26 protein-coding genes are annotated in these 26699 nt (G+C 59.9%); 2 read left to right on the top strand and 24 right to left on the bottom strand.

Features of this window, described 5'->3' with window-relative positions:
* The 11 genes from QZ511_RS06830 to ffh form a co-directional block, all read right to left on the bottom strand.
* A partial coding sequence (locus QZ511_RS06830) for an EamA family transporter (RefSeq protein ID WP_295800901.1) occupies positions 1–220 on the bottom strand: 220 nt, incomplete at its 3' end.
* Positions 221–419: 199 nt separating this feature from the next.
* Positions 420–2159: a single-stranded-DNA-specific exonuclease RecJ gene (gene recJ, locus QZ511_RS06835; RefSeq protein ID WP_295800905.1), complete on the bottom strand. Its 1740-nt coding sequence runs from the start codon at positions 2157–2159 to the stop codon at positions 420–422.
* An 83-nt stretch (positions 2160–2242) separates the two neighbouring features.
* Positions 2243–3634: a threonine synthase gene (gene thrC, locus QZ511_RS06840; protein WP_295800907.1), complete on the bottom strand. Its 1392-nt coding sequence runs from the start codon at positions 3632–3634 to the stop codon at positions 2243–2245.
* 82 nt (positions 3635–3716) lie between these two features.
* Positions 3717–5042: a homoserine dehydrogenase gene (locus tag QZ511_RS06845; protein WP_295800994.1), complete on the bottom strand. Its 1326-nt coding sequence runs from the start codon at positions 5040–5042 to the stop codon at positions 3717–3719.
* A gap of 333 nt (positions 5043–5375) precedes the next feature.
* Entirely contained in the window at positions 5376–6125 is a 750-nt protein-coding gene (locus tag QZ511_RS06850) for a DsbC family protein (protein WP_295800910.1), read from the bottom strand.
* 153 nt (positions 6126–6278) lie between these two features.
* Positions 6279–7172 (bottom strand): site-specific tyrosine recombinase XerD, encoded by an 894-nt coding sequence (gene xerD, locus QZ511_RS06855; protein WP_366935625.1) that lies wholly within the window; start codon positions 7170–7172, stop codon positions 6279–6281.
* Between the two features lie 114 nt (positions 7173–7286).
* Complete coding sequence (gene rplS, locus QZ511_RS06860) at positions 7287–7637, bottom strand: 50S ribosomal protein L19 (protein ID WP_295800916.1); 351 nt, start codon at positions 7635–7637, stop codon at positions 7287–7289.
* Between the two features lie 77 nt (positions 7638–7714).
* Positions 7715–8482: a tRNA (guanosine(37)-N1)-methyltransferase TrmD gene (gene trmD / locus QZ511_RS06865; RefSeq protein WP_295800918.1), complete on the bottom strand. Its 768-nt coding sequence runs from the start codon at positions 8480–8482 to the stop codon at positions 7715–7717.
* Positions 8482–9021: a ribosome maturation factor RimM gene (rimM, locus tag QZ511_RS06870; protein ID WP_295800921.1), complete on the bottom strand. Its 540-nt coding sequence runs from the start codon at positions 9019–9021 to the stop codon at positions 8482–8484. Before rimM ends, trmD begins: the two co-directional genes overlap by 1 nt.
* Before the next feature lie 34 nt (positions 9022–9055).
* Positions 9056–9295: a 30S ribosomal protein S16 gene (rpsP, locus tag QZ511_RS06875; RefSeq protein WP_073271637.1), complete on the bottom strand. Its 240-nt coding sequence runs from the start codon at positions 9293–9295 to the stop codon at positions 9056–9058.
* Positions 9296–9558: 263 nt separating this feature from the next.
* Positions 9559–10977, bottom strand: coding sequence for a signal recognition particle protein (gene ffh / locus QZ511_RS06880; protein ID WP_295800929.1), 1419 nt, complete (start codon positions 10975–10977; stop codon positions 9559–9561).
* A gap of 176 nt (positions 10978–11153) precedes the next feature.
* On the opposite strand from ffh, the gene ccsA reads away from it, so the two are divergent.
* Both ccsA and QZ511_RS06890 read left to right on the top strand, forming a co-directional pair.
* Positions 11154–11969, top strand: a complete 816-nt coding sequence (ccsA, locus tag QZ511_RS06885) for a cytochrome c biogenesis protein CcsA (RefSeq protein WP_295800933.1) — start codon at positions 11154–11156, stop codon at positions 11967–11969.
* Between the two features lie 69 nt (positions 11970–12038).
* Positions 12039–13310: an HlyC/CorC family transporter gene (locus tag QZ511_RS06890; RefSeq protein WP_295800936.1), complete on the top strand. Its 1272-nt coding sequence runs from the start codon at positions 12039–12041 to the stop codon at positions 13308–13310.
* Positions 13311–13329: 19 nt separating this feature from the next.
* On the opposite strand, the gene rnhB is transcribed toward QZ511_RS06890, so the two are convergent.
* The 13 genes from rnhB to pyrH form a co-directional block, all read right to left on the bottom strand.
* A complete protein-coding gene (gene rnhB, locus QZ511_RS06895) occupies positions 13330–13944 on the bottom strand; it encodes a ribonuclease HII (RefSeq protein WP_295800938.1) in 615 nt (204 codons plus the stop codon).
* Between the two features lie 24 nt (positions 13945–13968).
* Positions 13969–15111, bottom strand: coding sequence for a lipid-A-disaccharide synthase (gene lpxB / locus QZ511_RS06900; RefSeq protein ID WP_295800996.1), 1143 nt, complete (start codon positions 15109–15111; stop codon positions 13969–13971).
* Between the two features lie 42 nt (positions 15112–15153).
* The gene (gene lpxA, locus QZ511_RS06905; protein ID WP_295800941.1) at positions 15154–15933 is read right to left on the bottom strand and encodes an acyl-ACP--UDP-N-acetylglucosamine O-acyltransferase; all 780 of its coding nucleotides are present in this window, start codon (positions 15931–15933) and stop codon (positions 15154–15156) included.
* A gap of 94 nt (positions 15934–16027) precedes the next feature.
* Entirely contained in the window at positions 16028–16465 is a 438-nt protein-coding gene (fabZ, locus tag QZ511_RS06910) for a 3-hydroxyacyl-ACP dehydratase FabZ (RefSeq protein WP_295800944.1), read from the bottom strand.
* Positions 16466–16564: 99 nt separating this feature from the next.
* Complete coding sequence (gene lpxD / locus QZ511_RS06915) at positions 16565–17623, bottom strand: UDP-3-O-(3-hydroxymyristoyl)glucosamine N-acyltransferase (RefSeq protein ID WP_295800949.1); 1059 nt, start codon at positions 17621–17623, stop codon at positions 16565–16567.
* Positions 17624–17648: 25 nt separating this feature from the next.
* Positions 17649–18164, bottom strand: coding sequence for an OmpH family outer membrane protein (locus QZ511_RS06920; protein ID WP_295800952.1), 516 nt, complete (start codon positions 18162–18164; stop codon positions 17649–17651).
* Between the two features lie 125 nt (positions 18165–18289).
* Positions 18290–20926, bottom strand: a complete 2637-nt coding sequence (gene bamA / locus QZ511_RS06925) for an outer membrane protein assembly factor BamA (RefSeq protein WP_295800958.1) — start codon at positions 20924–20926, stop codon at positions 18290–18292.
* Positions 20927–21003: 77 nt separating this feature from the next.
* Complete coding sequence (rseP, locus tag QZ511_RS06930) at positions 21004–22362, bottom strand: RIP metalloprotease RseP (protein WP_295800961.1); 1359 nt, start codon at positions 22360–22362, stop codon at positions 21004–21006.
* Between the two features lie 9 nt (positions 22363–22371).
* Positions 22372–23607 carry a 1-deoxy-D-xylulose-5-phosphate reductoisomerase gene (gene ispC / locus QZ511_RS06935; RefSeq protein ID WP_295800963.1) on the bottom strand — a complete coding sequence of 412 codons (1236 nt, stop codon included), beginning with the start codon at positions 23605–23607 and terminating at the stop codon, positions 22372–22374.
* 126 nt (positions 23608–23733) lie between these two features.
* Positions 23734–24579, bottom strand: a complete 846-nt coding sequence (locus QZ511_RS06940) for a phosphatidate cytidylyltransferase (RefSeq protein ID WP_295800966.1) — start codon at positions 24577–24579, stop codon at positions 23734–23736.
* Positions 24580–24612: 33 nt separating this feature from the next.
* Positions 24613–25374 (bottom strand): polyprenyl diphosphate synthase, encoded by a 762-nt coding sequence (uppS, locus tag QZ511_RS06945; protein WP_295800969.1) that lies wholly within the window; start codon positions 25372–25374, stop codon positions 24613–24615.
* Entirely contained in the window at positions 25374–25931 is a 558-nt protein-coding gene (gene frr, locus QZ511_RS06950) for a ribosome recycling factor (protein ID WP_295800972.1), read from the bottom strand. Before frr ends, uppS begins: the two co-directional genes overlap by 1 nt.
* Positions 25928–26665, bottom strand: coding sequence for a UMP kinase (gene pyrH / locus QZ511_RS06955; protein ID WP_295800974.1), 738 nt, complete (start codon positions 26663–26665; stop codon positions 25928–25930). The genes frr and pyrH overlap by 4 nt, the downstream gene beginning before the upstream one ends.
* Positions 26666–26699: the final 34 nt, after the last annotated feature.

The following is a 26699-nucleotide window of genomic DNA, read 5'->3' on the forward strand; positions in this document are numbered from 1 at the left end:
GCACGGTCGCCCCACCCTCTTCCCCCGGCTGCATATCCCGGCGCGACGCAAGCCAGTAAACCAGCGGAACCAGAATCAGACCACCCAGAAAAAATCGCCAGGCGTTAAACGCCAGCGGCTCGATATGCTCCATGGCGATTTTCTGCGGCACAAATGCGAGCCCCCAGAACAGTGCCGCCAGCAACAGCAATACTTCCGCCTGAACCTGTTTGCGATTCATTAATTGTTACCTCAAAAAAATGCTTCCCAGCCCGACCATTTCACGAAACAAATTCGTGGCGGTGCCGCTACCGGGTGCAGCCTTGCGAGACACGCCGTGAACCCATCCCTGGGGGCTCTTCTAAAACATCCCTGTTTTAGAAGGTCTCGCAAGGCTGCACCCGGTATCGTCACCTTCGCAGAAAGGACAAACTACTTAATTAAACTTCAGCAACTGGCTGCAAATGGGAAACCATCAACTGCAGCGACTGCCTGCCACGAAACTCGTTGATATCGAGTTTGAACGCCAGATGCACCCGTTCCACCTGTGCCGGCCAGAAATCCGTATCAATATTGAATGCAATGGCATCCAGGGCACGCTGCGGCTCAGCCACTGGTGCGACCACCATTTTCAGGTGCTTTTCCCCAACAATCCGCTGCTGCAGCAACAGGAATTCACCATCGAACTGGGGTTCCGGAAACGCCTGCCCCCAGGGTGCGCAGGCGCGCAATTGCGCTGCGGTATCCATGGAAAATTCCTGCGGCTGCAACTCGCCATCGGAATCAATTACTGCCTGCAGCTGGGACTCCGACAGGCGATTGCGCACCGCAGCCTCGAATGCATCGGTGAATGCCGACAGATTTTCTGCCGGCAGACTGAGCCCCGCCGCCATGGCGTGACCGCCAAACTTGGTAATCAGGTGCGGATGCGCAGCCGCCACATCACTCAGGGCATCGCGAATGTGCAGTCCGGGAATGGAGCGCGCAGAACCTTTAATAAGGCTGTTGTCACCGTCGGCAAAGGCGATGACCGGGCGGTGGAATTTTTCCTTGATACGACTGGCGAGAATGCCCACCACCCCCTGGTGCCAGGCGGCGTCGTACAGGCACAGGCTCCAGGGCAGTTCATCGCCGCCGATCTGCAGCTGCTCCAGTGCCGCCATCGCTTCCCGCTGCATTCCGGCCTCGATCGCCTTGCGGTCGCGGTTGAGGCCGTCCAGCTCGGAGGCCAGCTCGCGGGCCTCCTGCGGGTCCCGCGTCAGCAGGCAGCGGATACCGGTGCCGATGTCGTCCAGGCGCCCGGCGGCATTGATACGGGGACCGAGGATAAACCCGATATCCGTGGTGGAGAGCCGGGTCAGGTCGCGCCCGGCGACGTCCATCAGCGCCTGAATTCCGGGGCGGCAGCGCCCGGCGCGGATACGCGCAATACCCTGATGCACCAGCACCCGGTTATTGTGGTCCAGCGGTACCAGGTCGGCGACGGTGCCCAGGGCAACCAGATCGAGGTATTCGGCCATATTCGGCGCACTGATCCCGGTCTCGTCAAACCAGCCCGACGCCTGCAGCGCGGTACGCAGCCGGCTCAGGAGATAAAAAATCACCCCGACGCCGGCGAGGTTTTTACTCGGGAATTCGCAGTCCGGCTGGTTGGGGTTGACGATGGCATCCGCCTGCGGCAACTCGCTGCCGGGAAGATGGTGGTCGGTAACGATAACCTTGAGCCCGGCGGCGCGAGCGGCAGCGACACCATCGATACTGCTGATGCCATTGTCTACGGTGATCAGCAGGTCCGGCTGGTACTCGCGCGCAACCTCGACAATTTCCGGTGTCAGCCCGTAGCCAAATTCGAAGCGGTTCGGCACCAGATAGTCCACCGGCCCCGCGCCCAGTGCTCCCAGCGCCAGTACCGCGAGGGTACTGCTGGTGGCGCCGTCCGCATCAAAGTCCCCGACAATGAGGATCTTGTGCTGGGACCGCACCGCTTCCACCAGCAACGCCACTGCCGCGTCTACCCCGCGCATGGACTCGGGACTGTGCAGCCGGGCAAGCCGGTGATCCAGCTCCTGGTCACTGGTCACACCGCGCCCCAACAGCACTCGCTGCAGGATTTCCGGTGTATTGGAAGCAAAACGGCCAGTGGACAAATCCACTGGCCGCCGTCGAATGATCGCGTTCATCGCATCCGGTCGCTTGATTAGTTCCTGTTCGGCCGACGCAGTGCCGGCAAAACGCTATTCTAACCCAGCTCTACCGGGCGATCTCAACCCAGAGTGCTGGAGATAAAATCGTGTACTGCGGAGAGCGCGTTCGGCAGCACTTGTAACCGCTCTTCCCGCGCCATCAGGTCCTGCATGTGATGGGGCAGCGGCACCCGGGTACCGGGCAGCGCCTTGTCCACTGCCTCGCTGAACTTGGCGGGGTGCGCGGTGGCCAGGCAGACCATGGGCTCGGCCTGTGACTTGCGCGCCCGGCGCGCGGCTTCCACACCGATTGCGGTATGGGGGTCCAGCAGGTATTCGGTGGCTTCGAAGACTTCGCGAATCACCTCCACGGTGCGCGCGTCATCCACACGCTCGGAGGCGAACAGGGTCCGCGCCTTGTCCAGCGCCCCTTCGTCGAGTTTCAGGGGGGCGCTGCGGTCCGCCAGCAGCTCGGCGATGGCAGAGCCGTTGCGACCGTAGAGGTCGAACAGCAGGCGCTCGAAGTTGCTCGACACCATGATATCCATACTCGGCGACAGGCTGTGCACCAGTGGCTGCGGCGAGTGGTCGTTGGCACTGATACAGCGGTGCAGAATATCGTTGGCATTGGTGGCGATCACCAGCTGGTTAATCGGCAGGCCCATGCCCCGCGCCAGGTAACCGGCGAAGATATCGCCGAAGTTGCCCGTGGGTACCGAGAAGTTCACCGCCCGGTGCGGCGCGCCCAGGCTCAGGGCGGCGTAGAAGTAGTACACGATCTGGGCCATGATCCGCGCCCAGTTGATCGAATTCACCGCCACCAGGCGGCGCCCATCCGGCAGGAATGACTGGTCGGCAAAACTGGCTTTAACCATGTTCTGGCAGTCATCGAAGTTGCCTTCGAGGGCAATATTAAACACGTTGTCGGACAGCACCGTGGTCATCTGCTTGCGCTGCACTTCGGAGACCCGGTTGTGCGGATGCAGAATGAAAATATCGATGTTCTCGCAGTGGCGGCAGCCTTCGATTGCCGCTGAACCGGTGTCGCCGGAGGTCGCCCCCAGGACCACGACCTTCTCGCCGCGCTTTTTCAACAGCAAGTCGAACAGCTGGCCGAGAAACTGCAGCGCAAAGTCCTTGAACGCCAGGGTCGGCCCCTGGAACAGTTCCAGTACCCATTCGTTGTGGGCAGTCTGCACCAGCGGCGCAATCGCCTGGTGACGGAAGCTCGCGTAGGCGCGATCAATAATGCCCCGCATCTCGTCTTGCGTCAGGTCTTCCGCCACAAACGGCCACATGATGCGAAATGCCAGTTCCTGGTAACTGAGCCCCGCCATTTCCGCGATTTCCTCGCGAGTGAATTGCGGCAGGGTTTCCGGAACATACAGGCCACCATCGCTGGCCAGCCCGGTCAAAACGGTATCGGCAAAGCTGAGAGACGGCGCGCGGCCGCGGGTACTGATAAATTTCACGGTGATTCGGGTTCTTGTTCGGAGACAGTGGGTGGCGGGCACACCGAAGTGCTCCCGCCATCGGAAAAGTAAGCGGGTCAGATCAGCCCAGCGGTTCCACGCGGATGCGGACAACCGGGCCCTGAATGCTGTCCAGGGCTTCGATCTGGGAAACCGCTTCCTGCAACTGGGCCTCTTTGGCACGACTGGTAAGTAGCACCACCGGCACCAGCTCTTCGTCCTCCGCCGGCTCGTGCTGGATCAGGGCCTCGATGCTGATTCCCTGGTTGCTGCAGATGGTCGCCACCTGGGACATGACACCCGGCTTGTCGAATGCCGAAATACGCATGTAATAGCTGGTTTCCGCTTCGCTCATGGGCAATACGTCATCCAGATCACCCTGACGATCCTGGGTCACCCCGGCCAGCGGCACCCGCTGATCCGGACGCACGTTGAGGGTCCGCGCCACATCGACGATATCCGCAATCACCGCAGAAGCCGTGGCTTCGGCGCCGGCACCGGCACCGTAGTAGAGAGTGGGCCCCACCGCATCGCCATTCACCAGCACCGCATTCATTACGCCGTTGACATTGGCGATCAGACGGCGCTGGGGAATCAGGGTCGGGTGCACCCGTAGTTCGACACCCGCCCCGGTGCGGCGGGCAATACCCAGGTGCTTGATCCGGTAACCCAGTTCGTCGGCATAGCGGATATCTTCTTTGCAAATTCCGCTGATGCCTTCCGTATATACCTTGTCGAAAGCCAGCGGCATACCGAAGGCCAGGGACGCCATGATGACCAGTTTGTGGGCTGCGTCGATCCCCTCCACATCGAAGGTCGGGTCGGCCTCTGCATAGCCCAGGGCCTGCGCCTGTGCCAGTGCCTCATCGAAGCTGCGTCCCTTGTCGCGCATCTCGGTGAGAATGTAATTGCCGGTACCGTTGATGATACCTGCCAGCCACTGAATGCGATTGCCAACCAGCCCTTCGCGCAGGGATTTGATGATCGGGATTCCACCGGCAACCGCGGCCTCGTAGGCAATGGTCACCCCCTGTTCCGCCGCCGCCGCGAACAGTTCGTTGCCGTGTTCGGCGATCAGGGCCTTGTTTGCGGTGACAACGTGCTTGCCATTGGCGATGGCCGCGAGAACGAGCTCCCTGGCCACGGTGGTACCGCCAATCAGCTCCACCAGAATATCCACATCCGGGTTGGTAGCGACATCGAAGATCTCACGCGTGACATTGAAGCCGCTGGTATCGCAGGCCGGGTTATCCCGGCGCGCACCGACCTGGGTAATTTCCACCGGGCGCCCGCAGCGTGCGGCAATTTCCTGCGCATTGCGCGTCATCACGTTGACCGTACCACTACCTACGGTTCCAAGACCGCAGATACCAATACGTACCGCCGGCGCACCGGCCGCAGGTGAAATTGAAGATGATTGGTTGACCTGAGTGGCCTCGTCGGCGAATGCGCTCACAACTTCCCTCCGCGCATGAATATTTTGATTACAGCGCAATAACTGGCGGATAAATCGAAAAAAGGTCGACAACCTTACTGAGATATTAGTGAAATTGTCAATAAAATTGCGCGCGATGATCAGTAATTAGGCAGTGCACCGATAATGATGGACCGCGGATGCGGCGGGAGAAGTGTTGCTTTGCGGGGATCAGCGCATCGAGATGCGCTCTGCGGAAACCAATTTCCTCAGAAACTAAAAGGCCGGCCACAGGGCCGGCCTCTTTCCATCAGATACCCACTTCCATCAAATACCCAGGGCTTTTACCAGGGTTTCCGGTGGCAGGTATCCGGGCACAACGGTACCGTCTTCCATCACGATGGTCGGGGTACCGCGCACATCGATCACCTCGTTACCCAGCTTGTACTGCGCGGCTACCGGGTTGTTCTTGCACACGTTCAGCGCAACACTCTCCCGGTTCTTGAGCTTGGTAAGGGTCGCATTGCGATCGTCCGCACACCAGGCGGTGGCGATTTTGCGATATCCCTGGGAGTTCAGGCCCGCGCGGGGAAACGCCAGGTAACGCACCTCGATGCCACGGCGGTTTAGCTCCGGCACATCGTTGTGCAGCTTGCGGCAGTAGCCGCAGTCCACATCGGTAAACACGTATATATGGGCCTTGGTTTCCCCCTTGGGTGAAAACACAATCATGTCACCCAGGTCCTGCTGATCCATGACCGCAGCACGCTGACGGGTGCGGCGCTGTTCCGACAGGTTCACCACCTGTTTGGACTGCACCTGATACAGGTCACCGGCAATAAAGTGACCGCCGTCTGCGGAAACGTACAGCACGTTGCCACCGTCCACTTCCACCTCATAGAGACCGCTAACCGGGCTCTCGCGCACTTCGCCAATTGTTGCCCGGGGGTTGCCGGCAGCGAGCTTGGCCTTGATCTGCTTGGCCACCGCCGTGTCCACATCGGCCACCGCCGACTGCCCCAGCGACATCAGCGCTGCGGCGGCTACTGCGGCCAGCGGCCGGAAAATTGAGGTCATGATCCTGTGTACTCCAGATTATTCGATGATTCGACCCCGAGGGCCGCCACTGGTTCCTGCCCAGTATGGCAGCATTCTGCGTCGGAGGGCCGCGATACGTCGTGTTTTACCACCTGACAGCCCCCTTGCCAACCTGCCGGAACCGTTGAGCCATCAGCCCCGTGGATGGTGTTCCGAATGCAACGCCTGCAACCGCGCCCGGGCCACCTGGGTATAGATCTGGGTGGTGGACAGGTCTGTATGCCCCAGCAGCAACTGTACTACCCGCAGGTCGGCACCGTGGTTGAGCAGATGGGTAGCAAAGGCGTGCCGCAAGGTGTGGGGCGACAATGGCTTGTCGATGCCGGCCACAGCCGCCCAGTGCTTGATCCGGTGCCAGAACGTCTGCCGGGTCATCGGGTCGCCACTGCGCCCGGGGAAGCAGGCGTCACTCTCCCCCGGTGGTAACAGCTGCGGGCGAGCGAGGGAAAAATAGCGCTGCAACCAGGTCTCCGCCGCCTGCCCCATGGGAACCAGGCGCTCCTTGCGCCCCTTGCCGAAAACCCTGACCACGCCTTGCCGCAGGTTCACCTGAGACATGCGCAGCCCCACCAGCTCACTGACGCGCAGCCCACAGGCGTACAGCAGCTCCAGCATGGCCTTGTCCCGCAATCCGATCGCGGTGTCCGTATCCGGCGCCGCCAACAGCTGCTCCACATCCTGCTCAGACAGGGATTTGGGCAGGGGTTTGGGCAACTTGGGGTTCTCCACCAGCGCCACCGGATCCCGGTCGATTAGGCGCTGGCGCAGGCAGTAGCGATAAAAGCTGCGCATCGCCGCCAGTGCCCGCGCACTGGACCGCGCGGAATGCCCTGCGGCATGCCGCCCGCCCAGGTACGCAAGCACATCTTCACGCCCCACCGCCAGCAGATCCCGGCTGCATTCCGCGCAATAGGCTGCAAATGCATTCAGGTCGCGGCCGTAAGCGGCCCGCGTATGCTCGCTGGCACCGCGCTCGGCCCAGAGCATATCCAGCCAGGCGGTCAACAGGTGTGCGTGGGGAGGTATTTGCTTCATATCCGCATTAAACCACAGGCCACTGGCGCCGGTATGTGCGGCGCGCATTTTCAGCAGGCATAAAAAAACCGGAGCCAGGCTCCGGTTTTTCTTGCAGGAGAAAACTCAGTTGAGCTTTTCCTTGATACGTGCCGCCTTACCAGTGAGGCTGCGCAGGTAGTACAGCTTGGCCTGACGTACGTCACCGCGACGCTTCACAGAAACGCTGTCAACCAGCGGGCTGTGAGTCTGGAAGGTACGCTCAACACCAACACCGTGAGAGATCTTGCGCACAGTGAAGGAGGAGTTCAGGCCGCGGTTGCGCTTGCCGATAACAACACCTTCAAACGCCTGCAGACGCTCGCGGTTACCTTCTTTTACCTTTACCTGTACGACAACGGTGTCGCCCGGGGCAAAAGTCGGCAGTTCTGCTTTCAGCTGTTCCTGTTCCAGCTGCTGGATGATTTTGTTGGTCATTTGGAGTTCTCCAAAAGGGTTTGTGTAGCCTCACGGCTAGATCACCGGATTACTCACGCCTCGCGGCGAATCCGATATTAATTCTGTTCCCCGGAATCCCGCTCCTGCAGAAACTCTTGCAGCAGTCGCGACTGTTCCGGTGTCAGCGCCAGCTCGCTCAGCAAGTCCGGGCGGCGCTGGTATGTGCGCCCCAGTGCCTGCTTGAGGCGCCAGAGGCGAATTCTTTCGTGGTTCCCGGAAAGCAAAACCTCCGGAACCACCCTGCCCTGATAATTCTCCGGGCGGGTATAGTGCGGGCAGTCCAGCAGCCCCTGAGCAAAGGAATCCTCTACCGCAGACTGATTGTGACCGAGCGCCCCGGGTATCAGGCGGGTAATCGCATCCACCATCACCATGGCGGCGAGCTCGCCACCACTCAGGACATAGTCACCAATGGACCACTCTTCATCGATCAGGGTTTCGACGATACGCTCGTCAATCCCCTCGTAACGACCGGCCAGCAACACCAGGTTGCCGGCGTCCGCCAGCTGCTCGACACCGCCCTGATCCAGCTGTCGCCCCTGCGGGGACAGATAGATGGTGCGCGCAGTGCCGGTCTCTTCTGCCCACTGGCGCGCGTCGGTAAGCGCCTGGGACAGCGGCTCCGCAAGCATCACCATGCCCGGCCCACCGCCGTAAGGGCGGTCGTCTACCGTGCGGTGGCGGTCGCTGGTGTAATCCCGCGGGTTCCAGCAGCGCACTTCAAGCAGGCCGTCTTTTACCGCCCGACCACTGATGCCGTAGTCGGTCAGTGCGGCAAACATCTCCGGAAAGATGCTTACCAGCGCAATGCGCTTGGCCACCATCAGAATTCCGGGTCCCAGCAAACGGTAATGACACCGGTATCCAGGTCGACATCGGTGATGTACTCGCCGGGCAGATAGGGAATCAGGCGCTCGCGCCCGTCATCTCCGCCCCGCACCACCATGACGTCGTTGGCACCGGTTTCCATCATCCGCTGCACCTGACCGAAACGGTATTCGCGGCCTTCGTACTGACTCACCACCTGCAGACCCTGCAATTGGTGCCAGTAGTACTCGCCCTCGTCCAGCGACGGCAATTCGCTGCCGGAAACGGCAATATCCCGCTGACAGTACTGTGCAGCCAGATCGCGATCATCGACCCCCTTGATGTGGACAATCAGGCCCTTGCCGTGCCTTTTACCCTCATCAATTTCTATCGTCTGCCAGGTTTGGCCATCCGGCCCCTGCAGTTGCCACGGGGAAAACTGCAGAATGTTGTCCATAGGCTCGGTATAGGAATGCACCTTGACCCAGCCCCGGACACCATAAACCGAGGTAATGCGCCCGACGGTAACCAGCGAATTCGCTGTTGTCTCAGTCACAGGCGTACCCCCGGTCAGATTCCGACGTTTCGAATCAGGCAGATTCTTTCAGCAGCTTGCTGACGCGGTCGGATACCTGGGCGCCTTGGCCTACCCAGTACTCGACGCGCTCGCGATCAACGCGCAGACGCTCTTCCTGACCGCGGGCAACCGGGTTGAAGAAACCCACGCGCTCGATGAAACGACCGTCGCGGGATTTGCGGCTGTCGGTCACAGTCAGGTGATAAAACGGGCGCTTCTTCGCACCACCACGAGCCAAACGAATGGTTACCATGTAGCTATCCTGTAGTTTCAACACTAACCGGTCACACTTGCTGACCGGTGAAATTTCCGCCTCTCGGCGGTAATACAGATTCCGCCAGAGGCAAAATCTGCTTTTAAATCAATTACCAGCCGACCCCGGGAGATATGCGATGCATATGCTAGAGGCCCGCTGAAAGGCGGCGTATTCTAATGTACGCACCTGGGTTTGTATAGCGCCAGTTTTACCCCGGCAAATGCCACTTTTCCCGGCCGCCAACCGCCCGCCAAAAACGCTTATTTTTTGCGGAAACCGGGTGGCAGGCCACCGGGCATGCCACCGAGACCACCCATGCCACCGGCGCCGCCGCCCATACCGGGCAGCCCGCCCATGCCGCGCATCAGCTTGCCCATGCCGCCGCCCTTGAGCTTTTTCATCATCTTGCCCATCTGCTTGTGCTGCTTGAGCAGGCGGTTCAGGTCCTGGATCTGGGTACCCGACCCCATGGTAATGCGGCGCTTGCGGGAGCCGTTGAGCAGCTCGGGATTGCGGCGCTCCTCCGGAGTCATGGAGCTGATCATGGCGTCCATGCGGCGAAACTCCTTGCCCATGTCCGCCTGTTGCGCGGCCTGTGCGAGACCGCCCATACCCGGCATCTTGTCCATCAGCGCACCCAGGCCACCCATATTCTGCATCTGCTGCAACTGATCGCGCAGATCTTCCAAGTCGAACCCCTTGCCCTTCTGGACCTTTTTGACCAGCTTTTCCGCCTTGGACTTGTCGATGGTCTGCTCGGCCTGCTCGATCAGCGACAGGATGTCGCCCATACCGAGAATCCGCGACGCGATACGGTCCGGGTGGAAGGTTTCCAGGGCATCGGTTTTTTCACCAACACCGATAAATTTGATTGGCTTGCCAGTCACATGGCGCACAGACAGCGCCGCACCACCGCGAGCGTCACCGTCAGCCTTGGTGAGAATGACACCGGTCAGCGGCAGCGCATCATTGAAGGCGCTGGCGGTATTCACCGCATCCTGACCGATCATGGCGTCGATCACGAACAGGGTTTCCGCCGGATTGATCGCACCGTGCAGCTCGCGGATCTCGTCCATCAGCTGGTCGTCGATATGCAAGCGGCCAGCGGTATCCACAATCAAAACGTCGGCGAATTGCTTGCGCGCCGCTTCCAGTGCGCCCTGGGCGATAGCCAGCGGCTTCTGGTCCGGCTGCGAGGGGTGGAACAGGGCCCCCACCTCGCCGGCCAGAGTCTCCAGCTGTTTGATGGCTGCGGGACGGTAGACGTCGGCACTGACCACCATCACCTTTTTCTTTTCCCGCTCCTGCAGGTACTTGGCGAGCTTGGCAACGCTGGTGGTTTTACCGGCACCCTGCAGGCCCGCCATCAGGATGACCGCAGGGGGCTGCACCGCCAGGTTGAGCGGCGTCGCCGCCTCGCCCATTACCTTGACCAGCTCGTCCTGTACGATTTTGACAAATTGCTGACCCGGATTGAGCGCCTTGCTGACCTTCTGGCCCACCGCGGCGGTACGCACCTGCTGAACAAACGCCTTGACCACCGGCAGGGCCACGTCGGCCTCCAGCAGCGCCTTGCGCACTTCGCGCAGGGTGTCGCGAATATTGTCATCCGTCAGACGCGCCTTGCCCGTGACCTTCTTCAGGGCCGACGATAAACGGTCGCTCAGGTTATCGAACATATCACCTTCTCAATCGCATTGTGGATGGCTGACGCGGGCCCAGGGCCCGGAAAACGCGGCAGTATATCCCACCGGCGGCGATTTGTCGGGCGCTGATCGCAATCTGCCGCAAGGGTGGACAATACCGCCCTTTCCAGCGCCGGCGCGCTGTGACAAACTCCCCGCCACGAGAATAAATGATGGAAGAATCAATGGCGGCGCTCGCCCACTGGACGGCAATAGCACTCTATATAGCCACTACTGTAGCAGCGGCAATGGCACTCGTTCGCCACCAGCAACCCGGCAGGATACTGTTACCGGGCCTTCTCACCTGCGCGGTCATCGCCCACGGCATCTCACTCAAGTACGTCCTGTTCGCGGACGACGGGTTCCGCTTTGACCTGCTGGCCATGCTTTCCCTGATTGCCTGGACGGTCACCCTGCTATTGCTGATCCTTTCCCGACGCCACCAGCTCACCCTGCTGATTCTGGCGGCGGCACCCCTGGCAGCCCTCGCCGAACTGGCAGCCGTGCATGCCTGGGGTAGTGTATCGCCGCGCCAGCAACTGTCCCCGGGGATCGCCGCACACGCACTACTGTCGATCTCCGCCTATTCGCTGCTGACACTGGCCACCTTACAGGCACTGTACCTCTACTGGCTCAACCAGCAACTGCACAACCACCAGCCATCCGGCATCAGCCGCTTTCTGCCCCCTTTGCAGACCATGGAGAGCCTGCTGTTCGGCCTGATCACATTCGGCCAACTGCTGCTCACCGCCGCGCTGATTACCGGCGCCCTGTTTATGGAAGACATGTTCGCCCAGCACCTGGTGCATAAATCCGCACTCTCCATACTGGCGTGGGTGCTCTACAGCATCCTGCTGTGGGGACACTGGAAAAAAGGCTGGCGCGGCAATACCGCGGTACGCTGGACCCTCAGCGCTTTCGCCGTGCTGCTGCTGGCGTTTTTCGGCAGCAAACTGGCACTGGAAGTCATCCTGCACCGGAACTGACCGCCCGCAACTTGCGGGCCGCGACATTCTGTTCCAATATCGCCCTGTTTCCTTGAAAAGAGTTCCCCCTTGAACGAGATACCGCCCGGCCTATTGTTTGCACTGATAGGCCTGCTGATAGTCATTTCCGCCTTCTTTTCCAGCTCCGAAACCAGCATGATGGCGCTGAACCGCTACCGCCTGCGACACCAGGCCAAAAGTGGCCACAAAGGCGCCAAACGCTCGATGGAGCTGCTGTCCCGACCGGACAAGCTGATCGGCGCGATCCTTATCGGAAACAATCTGGTCAACATTCTCGCCACCGCCATTGCCACCGCGGTGTTCACCCGCCTCTACGGCGAAGCCGGCGTGCTGTACGCAACCGCAGCACTGACCCTGGTGGTGCTGATTTTCGCCGAGGTCACACCGAAAACCATTGCCGCCCTCCACCCCGAGAAGGTGGCCTTTCCCGCAAGCTGGATACTGCAGCCATTGCTGTGGCTACTCACTCCGTTCGTGTGGTTCGTTGGCAGCATATCCAATGCGCTGGCCCGCCTTGTGGGCGTCGAAGCGGGAAAGGAATCGGAAGCGGAGCACTTGGCGCCCGAAGAACTGCGCACCGTGGTGTTCGAGTCCGGCGCCCTGCTCCCCACCAAGCACAAGGGCATGCTGCTCAACGTGCTGGATCTGGACCAGGCCACGGTGGAAGACATCATGATTCCCCGCAATGAAGTGGTCGGGGTGGACCTGGACAACTCCGCGGAAGACATCCTGAAACAGCTCGCCGAGAGCAGCTTCACCCGGCTGCCGGTTTACCGCGGCGATATCAACCAGGTGGTCGGTATCCTGCACCTGCGACGCGCGGCACAGATCCTGCGCGATGGCCCGGAAACACTCACCGCGGACACCCTCAAGGCCCACCTCAACGAGCCCTATTTCGTACCGGAGGCAACCCCCCTCCCCACCCTGCTGATGAATTTCCAGCAGAAGAAGCGCCGCATGGGCCTGGTGGTGGATGAATACGGTGAGGTAATGGGGATCGTAACCCTGGAAGATCTGCTGGAAGAGATCGTTGGCGACTTTACCGCCAGCCCGGTACCCAGCGACGACGAGGAAATCGTTGCCCAGGAAGACGACTGGTATCTGGTGGATGGCGGGACCTCAATCCGCGAAATTAATCGCACACTGCACTGGGACCTGCCCACCGACGGGCCAAAAACATTTAACGGCCTGGTAATGGAACACCTGGAAAGCATCCCGGAAGGCAATATCAGTCTCTATCTGGGCAGCTACCTGATCGAAATAGTGGCCGTGTCCGACAAGATGATTACCAGCGCGCGCATCAAGAAAATGCGCGGCTAGGCTCCGGCCAGCACCCGCTTCAGATCAACTCCAGCTGCCGCTTTACCGGCGCGAAACTCCTGCGGTGTACCGGGCTCGCCCCGAGCCTCTCCAGCGCCTCCATATGCACCTTGGTGGGGTAGCCCTTGTGCTCCGCCAACCCGTACCCCGGATAGCGCTGGTCCAGCTCCACCATTTCCCGGTCCCGGGTTACCTTGGCGAGAATGGACGCGGCGGCGATAGCCGCCACGCGGTCATCTCCCTTGACCACCGTATCGCAAGCGTAATTCCATTGCGGCTTGCGGTTCCCGTCCACCAGTACAAACTCGGGTTGCAGTGATAACTGCTCGACCGCGCGGTGCATCGCCAGCAGACTGGCATGGAGAATATTCAGCCGGTCGATTTCTTCCACCGTCGCGCGGGCGACGGCAAAGGACCAGGCCTTTTCCCGGATTTCATCGAACAGCGCCTCGCGCTTTTTCTCTGAAAGCTTTTTCGAATCCGCCAGACCTTCAATGGGACGCTGCGGGTGCAGGATTACCGCGGCCGCCACCACATCGCCAGCCAGCGGCCCCCGCCCCACTTCATCCACACCGGCCAGCAACTCACCGGCATAGGGGCACACATAGGGCGGTAACGACTTCTTATTGCTCATGCACTTCGCTTGGTAAAAATCAGTTTATTGATCTGTCGCACGGGCATCCAGCAGGCGGCAGATCGCTTCCGCGGCCCGCTCGGAAGCATCCCGGCGCAACTCCTGGTGCAACTCGCTGAACGCCCGCCGCAACTGGTCGTGCAACAGCGGGTCATCGAAATAGCGCAGTATTGCCGCCCCCAGCGCTTCCGGCGTCGCGTCGTCCTGGAGGATTTCGGGCACCAGTTCCTTCTGCGCCAACAGGTTTGGCAGGGACACCCAGGGGGTGTGCAACATGCGGGAAAAAATGGCGTAGGACAATGTCGCCATCTTGTAGGCCACCACCATCGGCTTGCCCATCAACATGGTTTCCAGCGTGGCGGTTCCGGAGGCGATCAAAACCGCATCGGCAGCGGCGAGGGCAGTTTGCGAATCCCCGTCGAGCACGGTTACCGGCAGCGTCTCCGCCCCGGCTATTGCCACGAGCTGCGACTCGATCTGTTGCCGCCGCTCGGCGTTGGCGGCCGGCAGCACAAACTTCAACTCCGGTCGCCGCTGGTGGCACCAGTTTGCCGCCTGCAGGAACAGAGGGCCGAGCAAGCGCACTTCGCCGCCGCGACTGCCCGGCAACAGCGCCACCACCTCGTCCGAGGAAGAAAGCCCGAGCTTATGGCGCGCCGCGGCCACATCCACTTCCAGCGGAATATCGTCAGCGAGCGGATGGCCCACAAAGGTTACCGGCACCTGGTGCTCGCGATAGAAGTCCGCCTCGAACGGCAGCAGTGTCAGCATATGATCCACTGCGCGGGCAATTTTCTTGATACGCCCCTGCCGCCAGGCCCAGACCGAAGGGCTAACGTAGTGCACCGTGGGGATTCCCGCAGCCTTCAGTGCTTCTTCCAGTCCGAGATTAAAATCCGGGGAGTCGATGCCAATAAATACATCGGGGGGATTTTCGAGAAAGTGGAGCCGCAGGTTGCGGCGAATTTTCAGCAGCTCGGGAAGCCGCTTGAGGGGCTCGACCAGCCCCATTACAGACAGGCGCTCCATCGGGAACAGGGATCGAGCACCCAGGGCCTGCATGCGCGGCCCGGCAATCCCGACCACCTCAATGCTCTCAAAGCGCTTCTGCAGCGCCGCAATCAGCCCCGCGCCGAGAATATCTCCGGAAGCTTCACCGGCGAGCATGCCGACACGCAATACAGATTTTCGATCCGCCACCAGATTACCTCAGCGGACGATACCGCGGGTGGAAGTTGTCAGGGAGTCAATCCAGGGCTGCACCACGTGAGATTCTTCACGCAAAACCTTCAACGACTCCAGCGCTTCATCGGTGGTCAGTCCGCGGCGATAGACAATTTTATAGGCCTTGTTGATCAGGGAGATTTCTTCGCGGGTAAATCCACGCCGGCGCAACCCCTCCGCATTGATGGTCTTCGCCTCGGCGGGGTTGCCCGCCACCATCACGTAAGCGGGAACATCCTTGCCAATGCCGGCTCCCATACCGGTAAACGCGTGTTCACCGATGGTGCAGTACTGATGGACCATGCTGAAACCGCTGAGGATCGCCCAGTCCTTCACCAGCACGTGGCCCGCCAGGGCCACATTGTTGACCAGAATCGTATGGTTGCCGATCACACTGTCGTGGCCGATATGCGCATAGGCCATAAGCAGGTTGTCGTTGCCAATGATGGTCTCGCCACGGTCCTGAACGGTGCCGCGGTGAATGGTTACCCCTTCGCGGATGACATTGTTGTCACCAACGATAAGAGTCGTGGGCTCCCCCTGATATTTTTTATCCGGGGTATCCTGGCCCACAGTGGCGAACTGGTAGATGCGGTTGTTCTTACCCAGCCTGGTCGGCCCACTCAGTACGACGTGCGAAGCGATTTCACAACCGTCTCCGATTTCAACATCCGCACCGACGACCGAATATGGCCCGATCTGTACCCCCTCGCCAATTTTTGCCGAGCTGTCGACAATGGCGGTCGGGTGTATCCTGGTTTGCATTCTGTAACTTACTCCTCGCCGGCAGACACACGGGCGCAGGTACTTTAATCCCGGTTCAAGAATAAGAGTATCAAACAGGTCACAAAGACCCGGGTTAGACTTTCTTCACTGCACAGAGAATATCCACGGAAGCCGCCAGCTCGCCGTCCACAGTCGCCTTGCCGGCGAACTTCCAGATTCCACGGCGCTCGGATACCACCTCGGAGTGCAGGTCGAGGCGATCTCCCGGGACCACCTGGCGCTTGAAGCGGACATTGTCGATGCCGGCAAACAGGTACAGATAGCCATCTTCGGGCTTTTGCCCCAGGGTTTTGAAGCCGAGAATCCCCGACACCTGGGCCAGCGCCTCAACGATCATCACGCCCGGAAAGATCGGCATTTCGGGGAAGTGGCCATTGAACACCTCCTCGTTTACGGAGATGTTTTTGTACCCATTGATAAACTTTCCCTCTTCCAGCTCGACAACCCGGTCAACCAGAAGAAACGGATAGCGATGTGGCAGATATTGACGAATTTCCCGAACGTCCATCATGACGAATTATCCCCAGAAACCACTTCGGGGCGCCGTAACGCCCCGAAAACAACTAAATGAAACTGTATAAAACCGACTACCCTGCCCTGCGGGCCGCACTCAGGCGTCATCCTCTCCGCCACCTGGCGCCTGCAGCTGCCGCTCGATCTCCTTCAGGCGACGAGCCATCTGATCCAGCTGACCATAGCGGACTGCATTGCGCCGCCAGGACCGGCTGTCTGAAAACGGCGTCCCGCTGGAGTAGGAACCCGGCACCTCAATGGACTTGGTCACCAGGGTTCGCGCGGTTACATGGCTGGAGTCTGCCACCACAATGTGTCCGACAATACCCGCGCCACCGGCGATAGTGCAGTGTTTTCCAATTGTGGCACTGCCCGCTACCGCCGAACAGGCTGCCATGGCTGTGTAGTCACCAATTCGCACATTGTGCGCGATTTGTACCATATTGTCGATCTTCACACCGCGACCGATGACGGTATTGCCCAGGGCACCGCGATCAATACAGGTGCAGGCTCCGATTTCCACTTCATCGCCAATTTCCACACCGCCCAGCTGATGGATCTTGACCCATTGCTTCTGGTGCGGGGCAAAGCCGAATCCATCGCCACCGATTACGGTGTTGCTGTGCACGATGCAGTCTGCACCGATAAAGCAACCATGATAGACCACGACATTCGGGTAGAGCCGGCTGCGGGCTCCGATTTCAGAACCCTGCCCGACAAAACTACCCGCGCCGATAGAGGCACCGGCACCTATCCGCACATCCGCCTCAATCACCGCGCCGGGCCCCACATGGGCAGTCTCGTGGACATCCGCATCGGGGTGCACTGAAGCTGTCGGTGCGATGCCCAACGGGTAAACGGGGGACAGGTCGTAGATTGCCGTGGCTTCGGCAAATGCGAGGTAGGGGTTGGAGACAACCAGCGCCGATACCGGGCAGGCGTCTGCCATATCCGCTGTCACCAGCACCGCACAGGCTCGGGTCCCGTTCAGGTGGCGCCGGTAATTGGCACTGGCGAGAAAACTGACTTCGCTGTCACCAGCATCCTGCAAGGTATTGAGACCGCTGGGAACTTGCGCGGCGCTGGCGCCCGAAGCCAGGCGCAATTCTGCACCCAGCTTCTCAGCCAACTGCGCCAGTGTTGGCTGTTCGCTCATAGATTTTCCGTAGAATCTGCCGGGGTTACTTGGCAGCGTTCATACGCTTGACTACTTCTCCGGTCAGGTCAGTACTCGGCCCGGCAAATACCGCGGTATTCGCATCCAGCACCAGGTCGAGCTTGCGCTCTTTGATCACTTCTTCCATGGCTGCCTTGGCTTTCGGCACCATGGCCTTCTGGATTTCCTGAACGGCCTGACCTTCCATTGCGCGCAGCTTTTTGATCGCAGTCTCGAGATCAGAGCGCTTGAAATTCATTTTACGCTGCTGCTCGGCCTTCTTTTCGTCTGACCAGGTAACGCCATTTTTCTTGGCATCATCGGCCAGCTTTTGCATTTCTGCCTGAATGCCTTCTGCACTGCTCTGCAGCTGGGAATACTCGGAGCTGGTTTTCAGCGCATTGATTTTGGACTTGGCCAATTCAGTGCCCATGATCGCAGCCTGAAAATTCACTACGGCCACTTTGGTCTGCGCCAGGGCCATTCCGGAAAACATCAGGCCGGCCAGCAGAACTGCGGTCATTTTTACTGATTTGAACACGTTATATCTCCGTCTTTCGGTTTGTTGCCGGCAACACCTGCAACCTATTTTATTTTACGCGGCAGACTTCGCTGCCTATACCCCGACGATCACTGACCGCCTGATGTTCCCTTCCCAGGGAATGCTTAGAAGCTGTTACCCAGTGAGAACTGGAACACTTCAATCTCGTCATCCTCGTTTTCACGCAGCGCCTTCGCCAGACTGAAGGTCAGCGGGCCGAAGCCGGTGATCCATGTCAGGCCGACACCTGCAGAAACGTTGATGTGACTGGCGTCGATATCGTAACAGTTGATTTGTGAAATACCACAGCTGGAATCAAACACGTTACCGGCATCGATAAAGAAGGCGGACTGCATGGAGCGCTGATCCTTCACGAACGGAATCGGGAAGATCACCTCTGCACTGCCCTCGATCAGTATATTACCGCCGAACGGATCAGGGCGGCGATTCGAGGTCAGCGGGTTGGCAACCAGCTCCCCGGTATCCGCATCCACCACATAGGAGGATGTCAGCTCATCGGTTTGGACCACACCGTCGCCATTGGTATCCACCCAAGCGGAAGTCTTCAGTTCATAAGCTTCTGCAGGGGTGGAGCGCGGCCCCAGGGTATTGCGCTCAAAACCGCGCACGGAACCGAAACCGCCACCAAAGAAGTTTTCAAAGAACGGCAGCGCGGGTGTGTCACCAAAGCCGTCACCATAACCCAGGCGGGTACGCAGACGCAGGGTCAGGTCCCTGGTCAGCGGGCGGAAGTACTGGGCGGTATAAATCAGTTTGTAGTATTCGAGGTCGCCACCGGGGAGCGCGAATTCCAGCGACAACCGCTGTGACGCGCCCCGGGTCGCCAGAATGCCCCGGTTAAGGGTGGACTTGGCGTAGGAACCGGTCAGGCTGAAGATGTCAAAATCATCGCCGTTGACGTCAATAAAGCCGTTCAGGTCGGTATTCAACAGGCTGTCGTCCACCGGCATGCTCAGATCGATTGGTAGGGGATCCGGCACTTCCACTTCTTCACCCGTCTCGGGATCAATTTCCGTGGTCGTATTATCTAGCGCATCCGTCACCGCCTGCAGGTCATCGGAAGAAATCATGGTGTCAATGCTCGGGAACGGAACCGGGCTGGCCTTGATTTCCTGCACCGCATAGGGGCCGGTATTGATGGACAGGTGGTTATAGCCCACATTCAAACCGACGCGAGAAATTTCCGAAATCGGGTAACCGAAGCTGATACCCGCACCGTAAGTGTCGGTGGTATAGCTGGCTACGTTGATCTCCGAGTAGTCCCGGGTCTGGTAAAACACGTTAAAACCACGACTCACGCCATCGGGCGTAAAGTACGGGTCCGTGTACGAGAAGTTGGCTACGGTCTGGTATTTGGAAGTATTCACCGCAAAGCCCACAGACTTGCCGGTGCCGAGCCAGTTGTTTTCCTGCACATTGGCACCCAGTACCAGGCCACTGCCCTGGGCATAACCTACGGTGCCACCGATGGTACCGGACGGCTGTTCCTCTACCGTGTACTCCACATCAATCTGGTCGGAGGTACCGGGAACCTCGCTGGTTTCCACCTGCACTTCCTTGAAGTAGCCCAGGCGCTCCAGGCGGACTTTTGACTGTTCAATACGAGCGGAAGAGGCGGAAGCGGATTCCATCTGGCGCATCTCGCGACGCAGTACATCATCCGAGGTGCGGGTGTTGCCGCGGAAATTGATCCGGCGAACGTAGGCGCGCTTGCCCGGATCAATGAAGAAGGTGACCTTTACCGTCTTGTCTTCCTCATTGGCTTCGGGAATACCATTCACCTCGGCAAAGGTGTAGCCCTCGTTGCCAAGGCGCTTGGTAATGTAATCCGAGGTGGTGGTCATCAGTACCTGGGAAAAGGTCTGCCCTTTCCTCACCAGCAACAGGCGCTTCACCTCCTCTTCCGGCACCACCGGGTCCCCCGCCAGCTCCACATCGGACACGGTGTACACGTCGCCTTCATTCACATTGATGGTGATGAATACACTTTGCTTGTCCGGGCTCAGGGAGACCTGGGTCGAATCGATCTTGAATTCCAGGTAACCGCGGTCAAGGTAGTAGGACTCAAGGCGCTCGAGGTCACCGGTGAGCTTTTCGCGGGAATATTTGTCGTCGCTGTTCAGCCACGACAGCCAGCCAGTGGTCTGCAGCTCAAAAATCTCGGCGAGCTCATCATCTGAAAACGCCTGGTTACCAACCACATTGATATGCTTGATGGCGGCAACGGAACCTTCGTCAACGATGACCTTCAGTTCCACCTGGTTGCGCGGCAGCTCCTTGACTTCGGTATTCACACTGGCGCCATAGCGGCCCTGTGCCACATACTGGCGCTGCAATTCCTGAGCAAGCCCCTCGAGGGTGGCCCGCTTGAAGATCTGGCCTTCGGCGAGACCATTGTCATTCATGCCTTTGAGCAGGTCTTCGGTCTTGATCGCCTTGTTGCCGGTAATCTCGATCTTGGAAATTGCCGGGCGCTCGCGCACGGTGATAACCAGCACACCGTTTTCACGACCGATTTCGATATCCTGAAAATAACCTGTGCGGAACAGCGCGCGGGTAGCGCTCTGGATTTCCAGGCTTTCAATCTGGTCCCCTACCCGCACCGGCAGCGCGGCAAAGACCGTACCGGCGGATACCCGTTGCAGTCCTTCGACGCGAATATCATTGACGACAAACGACTGGGCAAAGGCGGAAACCGGCAAAGCCAGACCGAGCGAAGCCGCTTTCAGGAAATCTTTCATCTACTAATTCCGAGTTTTTATTCGCAATTCCAATCGGGCCCGAGGGCCTGCTAATTGTTGACGGCCGGGCCTGACGCCTACAGCCGCAAAATATCGTTGTACAGCGCCAGCGCCATGATCCCCAGCACCAGTGCCATCCCCACCTGCAGGCCGATCATCTGCACCCGCTCCGAAACCGGCGACCCCTTGATTGCCTCAATACCGTAGTAAAGAAGGTGGCCACCGTCGAGCACCGGGATGGGCAGCAGGTTGAGCACACCGAGGCTGATGCTCAGCAGCGCCAGCAGCGACAGAAACGACTGCCAGCCTGCATTCGCTGAAGTGCCGGCCACTTTAGCAATGGTGATTGGGCCACTCAAGTTCTTGGTCGAGAGCTGCCCGAACAGCAGTTTTTTCAGGCTTTCCAGGGTAAAGACCGTTTTACTCCAGGTTTCCTCAAGACCCTTGCTGAACGCGGCAACCGGTCCATAGCGGTAGGAGCGGACCATATCCTCCGGCCAGGATGCAGCAACCGGCAGCACCCCTATCCGGCCTATCTTCTCTCCGCTGTCCAGTGCCACCTCATCCGGCGTCACCGCCAGCGTCAGCTGCTGGTCGTCGCGCACCAGCGCGACATCCATTGACTGGTTGGCGCGCCCGCGCACATAAGCGGTCCAGGCCTCCCAGCTATCGAATGCCTGCCCGTCTGTACCCACTATCTCGTCGCCCGCTTCCAGCCCCGCGCGGGCCGCGGGACTGCCTTCGGTGACCTGGGCCAGCTGCATTTTCACTGCCGGCACCCACAGCTTGATTCCGATCTCCGCCAGCGGGTCCGGCACCTCCTTGCCCGCCAGCCAGCGGTCGAGATCCGCGTACATGTGGTACTCGAACTCGGAATCCGGGTAACGCGCGGAAAACTTGAGTTCCCCGGTATCCCCCAGGCGCTTGGCCAGCTGCCAGTTTAGCGCCTGCCAGGTGGGCGTCGGATGACCGTCCACCGCCAGAATTTCCTGTCCCGGCTCCAGGCCCGCATAGGCCGCCAGACTGCCGGGTTCCACTTCATCCACTACCGGTACCGGCCCCGACGTACCGCCCAGGAAGACACCCCAGAACAACACGATCGCAAGCAGGAAATTGGCGATGGGTCCCGCCGCCGCAATGGCCATGCGCGCCCACACGCTTTTGCGATTGAACGCCTGATCCAGCTCCTGCGGCGCTACCGGCCCTTCCCGCTCATCCAGCATCTTGACGTAGCCGCCAAGTGGAATCGCGGAAATGGTGAATTCCGTGCCGTGGCGGTCGTAGCGCGAAACCAGGCGCCGGCCGAAGCCCACGGAGAAACGCAGTACCTTGACCCCACACAACCGGGCCACGAGAAAGTGGCCGAACTCGTGAAAACTTACCAGGACTCCCAGTGCGACCAGGGCCCAGAGGGCAGTCTGAAAAATATCTAGCATGGGCTCAGTTTACATGGATCTCGATTCGGGAAAGCCGGCACCAGTGGTACCGACACCGCCGCCCTGGTTCAGGGCCTGTTGTGCAAGCGTGCGCGCTTCCCGGTCTGCCAGTTCGACTGCATCCAGGTCTCTCAGTTCAACTACCGGGGCGGATTTCATCACATCCTCGATCACCCGGGGAATCTCGGTAAATGCCAGCTTACCGTCCAGGAACGCCGCCACCGCCACTTCATTGGCGGCATTCAGCACCGCCGGGGCGCTGCCGCCGGCGATCATCGCCTCCCGCGCCAGTCGCAGACAGGGGAAGCGCGCTTCATCCGGGGCCTCGAAATCGAGCCGCCCCTGGGCAATCAGGTCCAGCGCGGGCACGCCGCTGTCTATACGCTCCGGGAAGGCCAACGCGTGGGCGATGGGCGTGCGCATGTCTGGATTGCCCATCTGCGCCAGCAGTGAGCCGTCGCGGTACTGCACCATCGAATGGATAATGCTCTGCGGGTGTACGACGATATCGATCTGCGCCGGTTCCGCGCGAAACAGGTAACAGGCCTCGATGAACTCCAGGCCCTTGTTCATCATGGTGGCGGAATCCACAGAGATCTTGCGACCCATGGACCAGTTCGGGTGCGCGCAGGCCTCTTCGGGAGTGACCCCGTGCAGCTCCGCTACCGGCCGGCTGCGGAAAGGCCCACCGGACCCGGTGAGCAGAATCTTCTCCACCCCGGCCTGCTCGAGGTCCTCACAGGGGTATGGCAGACACTGAAAAATCGCGTTGTGTTCACTGTCTATCGGCAGCAGGCTGGCCCGGCTTTGCGCCAGTGCGGCCATAAACAGCGGGCCCGCCATCACCAGCGACTCCTTGTTCGCCAGCAGTACTTTTTTGCCTGCCTGGACCGCCGCCAGTGTCGGCCGCAATCCCGCAGCACCCACGATCGCCGCCATGACCACATCCACCCTGGCATCGCTGGCGACCTGGCACAGACCCTCGACGCCGCTGAGGACCTCGGTGGCAACGCCCTCTTCCGCGAGCTCCTGTTCCAGCTGCGCCGCGCGCGCGGGATCCAGCACTACCGCGTACTTCGGTACAAAACGCCGGCACTGCTGCGCCAGCTCGGCAATCCGCTCCCGCGCAGTCAGAGCATACACCTGGTACTGCCCCGGGTGACGGGCGAGCACGTCCAACGTGCTGACACCGATGGAACCGGTAGACCCGAGCACGCAGACCTGTTGTGCGGATGGGGATTGCATGGAAACGATTACCTCTGGGCTCCGCTCCCGGCAGCTTGCGTCACCGGGAGTGGGCGTTACGATCTAGTTTGAAATTGCAGCAAATTGCCGGCGCCATTGGGGCTGCGGCAGTATTATCCGGCGGTTTTACAGGTATTTGGGCAACTCACTGGCAAGCGCGGCCATGGTAAAGACCGGCAGCGCGGCAGTGAGGCTGTCCAGGCGGTCCAGAATACCGCCGTGCCCCGGCAGAATGCGGCTGCTGTCCTTGATACCGCGGTGGCGCTTGAACATGCTCTCCACCAGGTCGCCGATCACCGACGCCAGGGCGGTCACCAGAACTCCGAAACTGAACAACACCGTGTTCTTCAGTGGCAACTCAAACGCGTATGACACCGTCAGCGCAAGCACCAGGCAAGCCGCCAGACCGCCGAAAAAGCCTTCCCAGGACTTCCCCGGGCTGACCTCACGGGCAAGCTTGTGCTTGCCAAATTTGCGACCGACAAAATAGGCACCCACATCTGCAGCCACCACAATGGCCACCACAAACAGCACCAGCCAGGCACCGTGATCCAGCCCGCGCAGAATAACCACGGACAACCACGCCGGCATCAGGACCACCAGGCCAATAAGACCGCGGGCCCAGCGGTTGCCCCACAGCATGGCACTGGCGGGATATCCCTGGACCCAGAGAAATGCCAGGGCCCACCAACCGCAGGCCACCGCCAGTATCTGGCGCGCGCGATCGATATCCGGATTGGAGAAATCCATGGCGAACACATACTGGGCAGCAAATACCAGCGCGACACCCAGCGCCGCCAGAAAGACAAAACGCAATGCGCGATTGAGATTGGACAGGTTAGCCCACTCCCAACCGCCGAGAAGGATGACACCTGCGACCACCACTGCAAACCACTGCATGGGCGCAAGAAAGAGCAGCCCGAGGAACAGGGCCACCAGCACCAGCGCGGTAATTATTCTTTGTTTTAGCACCGTTTAATCCTTTTTCTTCAATACTCGTCGCGATCAGGCCCGCGCTTCCAGGCCCTGATCACCACGTCCCCCATAGCGGCGATCCCGCTGGCGATAGGCTGTCAGCGCGGCATCCAGCTCGGCCTCGCCGAAGTCGGGCCACAGTGTATCGGTAAAGTAGAATTCACTGTAGGCAGCCTGCCACAGAATAAAGTTGCTGATGCGCTGCTCACCACTGGATCGAATCAACAGGTCAACCGGGGGCAGGTCCGCCAGTTGCACCCGCTCGGCAAGCGCCGCTTCATCAATGGATTCAGGGTTGCGCTTCCCGGCAGCGACCTCATCCGCCAGCTGGCGCGCGGCCTGGGCAATATCCCACTGGCCGCCGTAATCAGCGGCAATCACCAGGGTGCCGCTGGTGCCGTCCCGGGTGATCTCCTCCGCTTCGGCGATGGCCCGTTGCAGGCGCGGCGAGAACCGGTCACGGCGGCCGATGATACGCAGGCGTATACCCTGCTCCTGCATGCGGCGCGCCTCTTTGCGCAGGTAGGAATGAAACAGACTCATCAGCAACTCCACCTCTTTCGGCGGGCGCTGCCAGTTTTCACTGGAAAATGCGAAAAGCGTCAGCACTTCGACGCGACGCTCCTTACAGGCCTCAATGAGGTCGCGAATACGCTCGACCCCGGCCTTGTGACCAGAGGACGGCGGCAACCCCCGGCGCGCGGCCCAGCGACCATTGCCATCCATGATGATGGCAATATGGCGGGGCCCCTGAAAATCGTATGCCGTCACTCCGGTACCACCAGCACTCATCAGATTTCCATCAGGTCTTTTTCTTTGCTCGCCAGTGCGCTTTCCACCTCGGCGATATATTTGTCCGTCAGCTTCTGAATTTCGTCCGCTGCACGACGCTCGTCGTCCTCGGAAATTTCCTTGTCTTTCACCAGCGCCTTCACTTCCGCCAGGGCATCGCGACGGTTGTTGCGGATGGAGACACGGGCACTTTCCGCCTCACTCTTGGCCTGCTTGATAAAGTTCTTGCGGGTCTCTTCGGTCAGCATCGGCATCGGGATACGGATCACTGCACCGGCGGTGCTCGGGTTCAGACCCAGGTCCGACTTCATGATGGCCTTTTCAATATCCGGCACCAGGTTCTTTTCCCACGGGGTAACGGACAGGGTACGCGCATCCTCAACGGTGACGTTGGCCACCTGGGACAGCGGGGTATCGGAACCGTAATAGGAAACATGGATGCCGTCGAGCAGGCTCGGGTGCGCCCGGCCGGTACGGATTTTGTTGAAGTTGCCACCGAGCGCTTCAATAGCTTTTTTCATGCGCCCTTCGGCTTGTTTCTTGATGTCGTCAATCACTGATTCACATCCTCTTCGATAAGTGTGCCTTCTTGCCCGCCCACCACGATATTGAGCAGCGCACCGGTCTTGTCCATACGGAAAACCCGCACAGGCAGGTTCTGTTCCCGACACAGGCAAATTGCAGTTAAATCCATCACTCCGAGCTTCTTGTCCAGCACCTCGTCGTAGGTGAGGCGATCATAGCGGGTCGCATCGGGCACCAGTACCGGGTCCGCAGAGTAAACCCCGTCCACCTTGGTGGCCTTCAGTACCAGCTCCGCTTCAATTTCGATGCCGCGCAGGCAGGCTGCCGAGTCCGTGGTAAAGAAAGGGTTGCCGGTTCCGGCGGCAAAAATCAGTACTTCTCCCCGCTCAAGGTAGCGGATTGCGGCGCGGCGATCGTAGTGATCGACAATGCCACTCATCTGGATGGCGGACATCACCCGGGAAGAAATATTCGAGCGCTCCAGCGCATCGCGCAAGGCCAGTGCATTCATCACCGTGGCCAGCATGCCCATATGGTCACCGGTCACCCGGTCCAGTCCCGCCGCATTCAGCGCGGCACCGCGGAACAGGTTGCCACCGCCAACCACGAGGCCGACCTGAACGCCAATTCCTACCAGTTGGCCAATTTCCAGCGCCATCTTGTCCAGCACTTTGGGGCTGATACCAAACCCCTGCTCGCCCATCAGCTCTTCTCCGCTGAGCTTTAACAGGATTCTCTTGTATTTGCGGTCTTTAACACCAGGCATCCTATGTTCCTCAACCATAACGGGCTCAATTTTG

The organism is uncultured Microbulbifer sp. (genome assembly GCF_913055755.1).
Classification (GTDB): domain Bacteria; phylum Pseudomonadota; class Gammaproteobacteria; order Pseudomonadales; family Cellvibrionaceae; genus Microbulbifer.

What these genes read in the sequence shown, in the direction of transcription:
- recJ (WP_295800905.1), bottom strand. Translation starts at nt 2,159, where the DNA reads ATGAACGCGATCATTCGACGGCGGCCAGTGGATTTGTCCACTGGCCGT.
- QZ511_RS06850 (WP_295800910.1), bottom strand. Translation starts at nt 6,125, where the DNA reads ATGACCTCAATTTTCCGGCCGCTGGCCGCAGTAGCCGCCGCAGCGCTG.
- rplS (WP_295800916.1), bottom strand. Translation starts at nt 7,637, where the DNA reads ATGACCAACAAAATCATCCAGCAGCTGGAACAGGAACAGCTGAAAGCA.
- trmD (WP_295800918.1), bottom strand. Translation starts at nt 8,482, where the DNA reads ATGGTGGCCAAGCGCATTGCGCTGGTAAGCATCTTTCCGGAGATGTTT.
- rpsP (WP_073271637.1), bottom strand. Translation starts at nt 9,295, where the DNA reads ATGGTAACCATTCGTTTGGCTCGTGGTGGTGCGAAGAAGCGCCCGTTT.
- ffh (WP_295800929.1), bottom strand. Translation starts at nt 10,977, where the DNA reads ATGTTCGATAACCTGAGCGACCGTTTATCGTCGGCCCTGAAGAAGGTC.
- ccsA (WP_295800933.1), top strand. Translation starts at nt 11,154, where the DNA reads ATGATGGAAGAATCAATGGCGGCGCTCGCCCACTGGACGGCAATAGCA.
- rnhB (WP_295800938.1), bottom strand. Translation starts at nt 13,944, where the DNA reads ATGAGCAATAAGAAGTCGTTACCGCCCTATGTGTGCCCCTATGCCGGT.
- lpxB (WP_295800996.1), bottom strand. Translation starts at nt 15,111, where the DNA reads ATGCTCGCCGGTGAAGCTTCCGGAGATATTCTCGGCGCGGGGCTGATT.
- lpxA (WP_295800941.1), bottom strand. Translation starts at nt 15,933, where the DNA reads ATGCAAACCAGGATACACCCGACCGCCATTGTCGACAGCTCGGCAAAA.
- fabZ (WP_295800944.1), bottom strand. Translation starts at nt 16,465, where the DNA reads ATGATGGACGTTCGGGAAATTCGTCAATATCTGCCACATCGCTATCCG.
- lpxD (WP_295800949.1), bottom strand. Translation starts at nt 17,623, where the DNA reads ATGAGCGAACAGCCAACACTGGCGCAGTTGGCTGAGAAGCTGGGTGCA.
- bamA (WP_295800958.1), bottom strand. Translation starts at nt 20,926, where the DNA reads ATGAAAGATTTCCTGAAAGCGGCTTCGCTCGGTCTGGCTTTGCCGGTT.
- rseP (WP_295800961.1), bottom strand. Translation starts at nt 22,362, where the DNA reads ATGCTAGATATTTTTCAGACTGCCCTCTGGGCCCTGGTCGCACTGGGA.
- ispC (WP_295800963.1), bottom strand. Translation starts at nt 23,607, where the DNA reads ATGCAATCCCCATCCGCACAACAGGTCTGCGTGCTCGGGTCTACCGGT.
- uppS (WP_295800969.1), bottom strand. Translation starts at nt 25,374, where the DNA reads ATGAGTGCTGGTGGTACCGGAGTGACGGCATACGATTTTCAGGGGCCC.
- pyrH (WP_295800974.1), bottom strand. Translation starts at nt 26,665, where the DNA reads ATGCCTGGTGTTAAAGACCGCAAATACAAGAGAATCCTGTTAAAGCTC.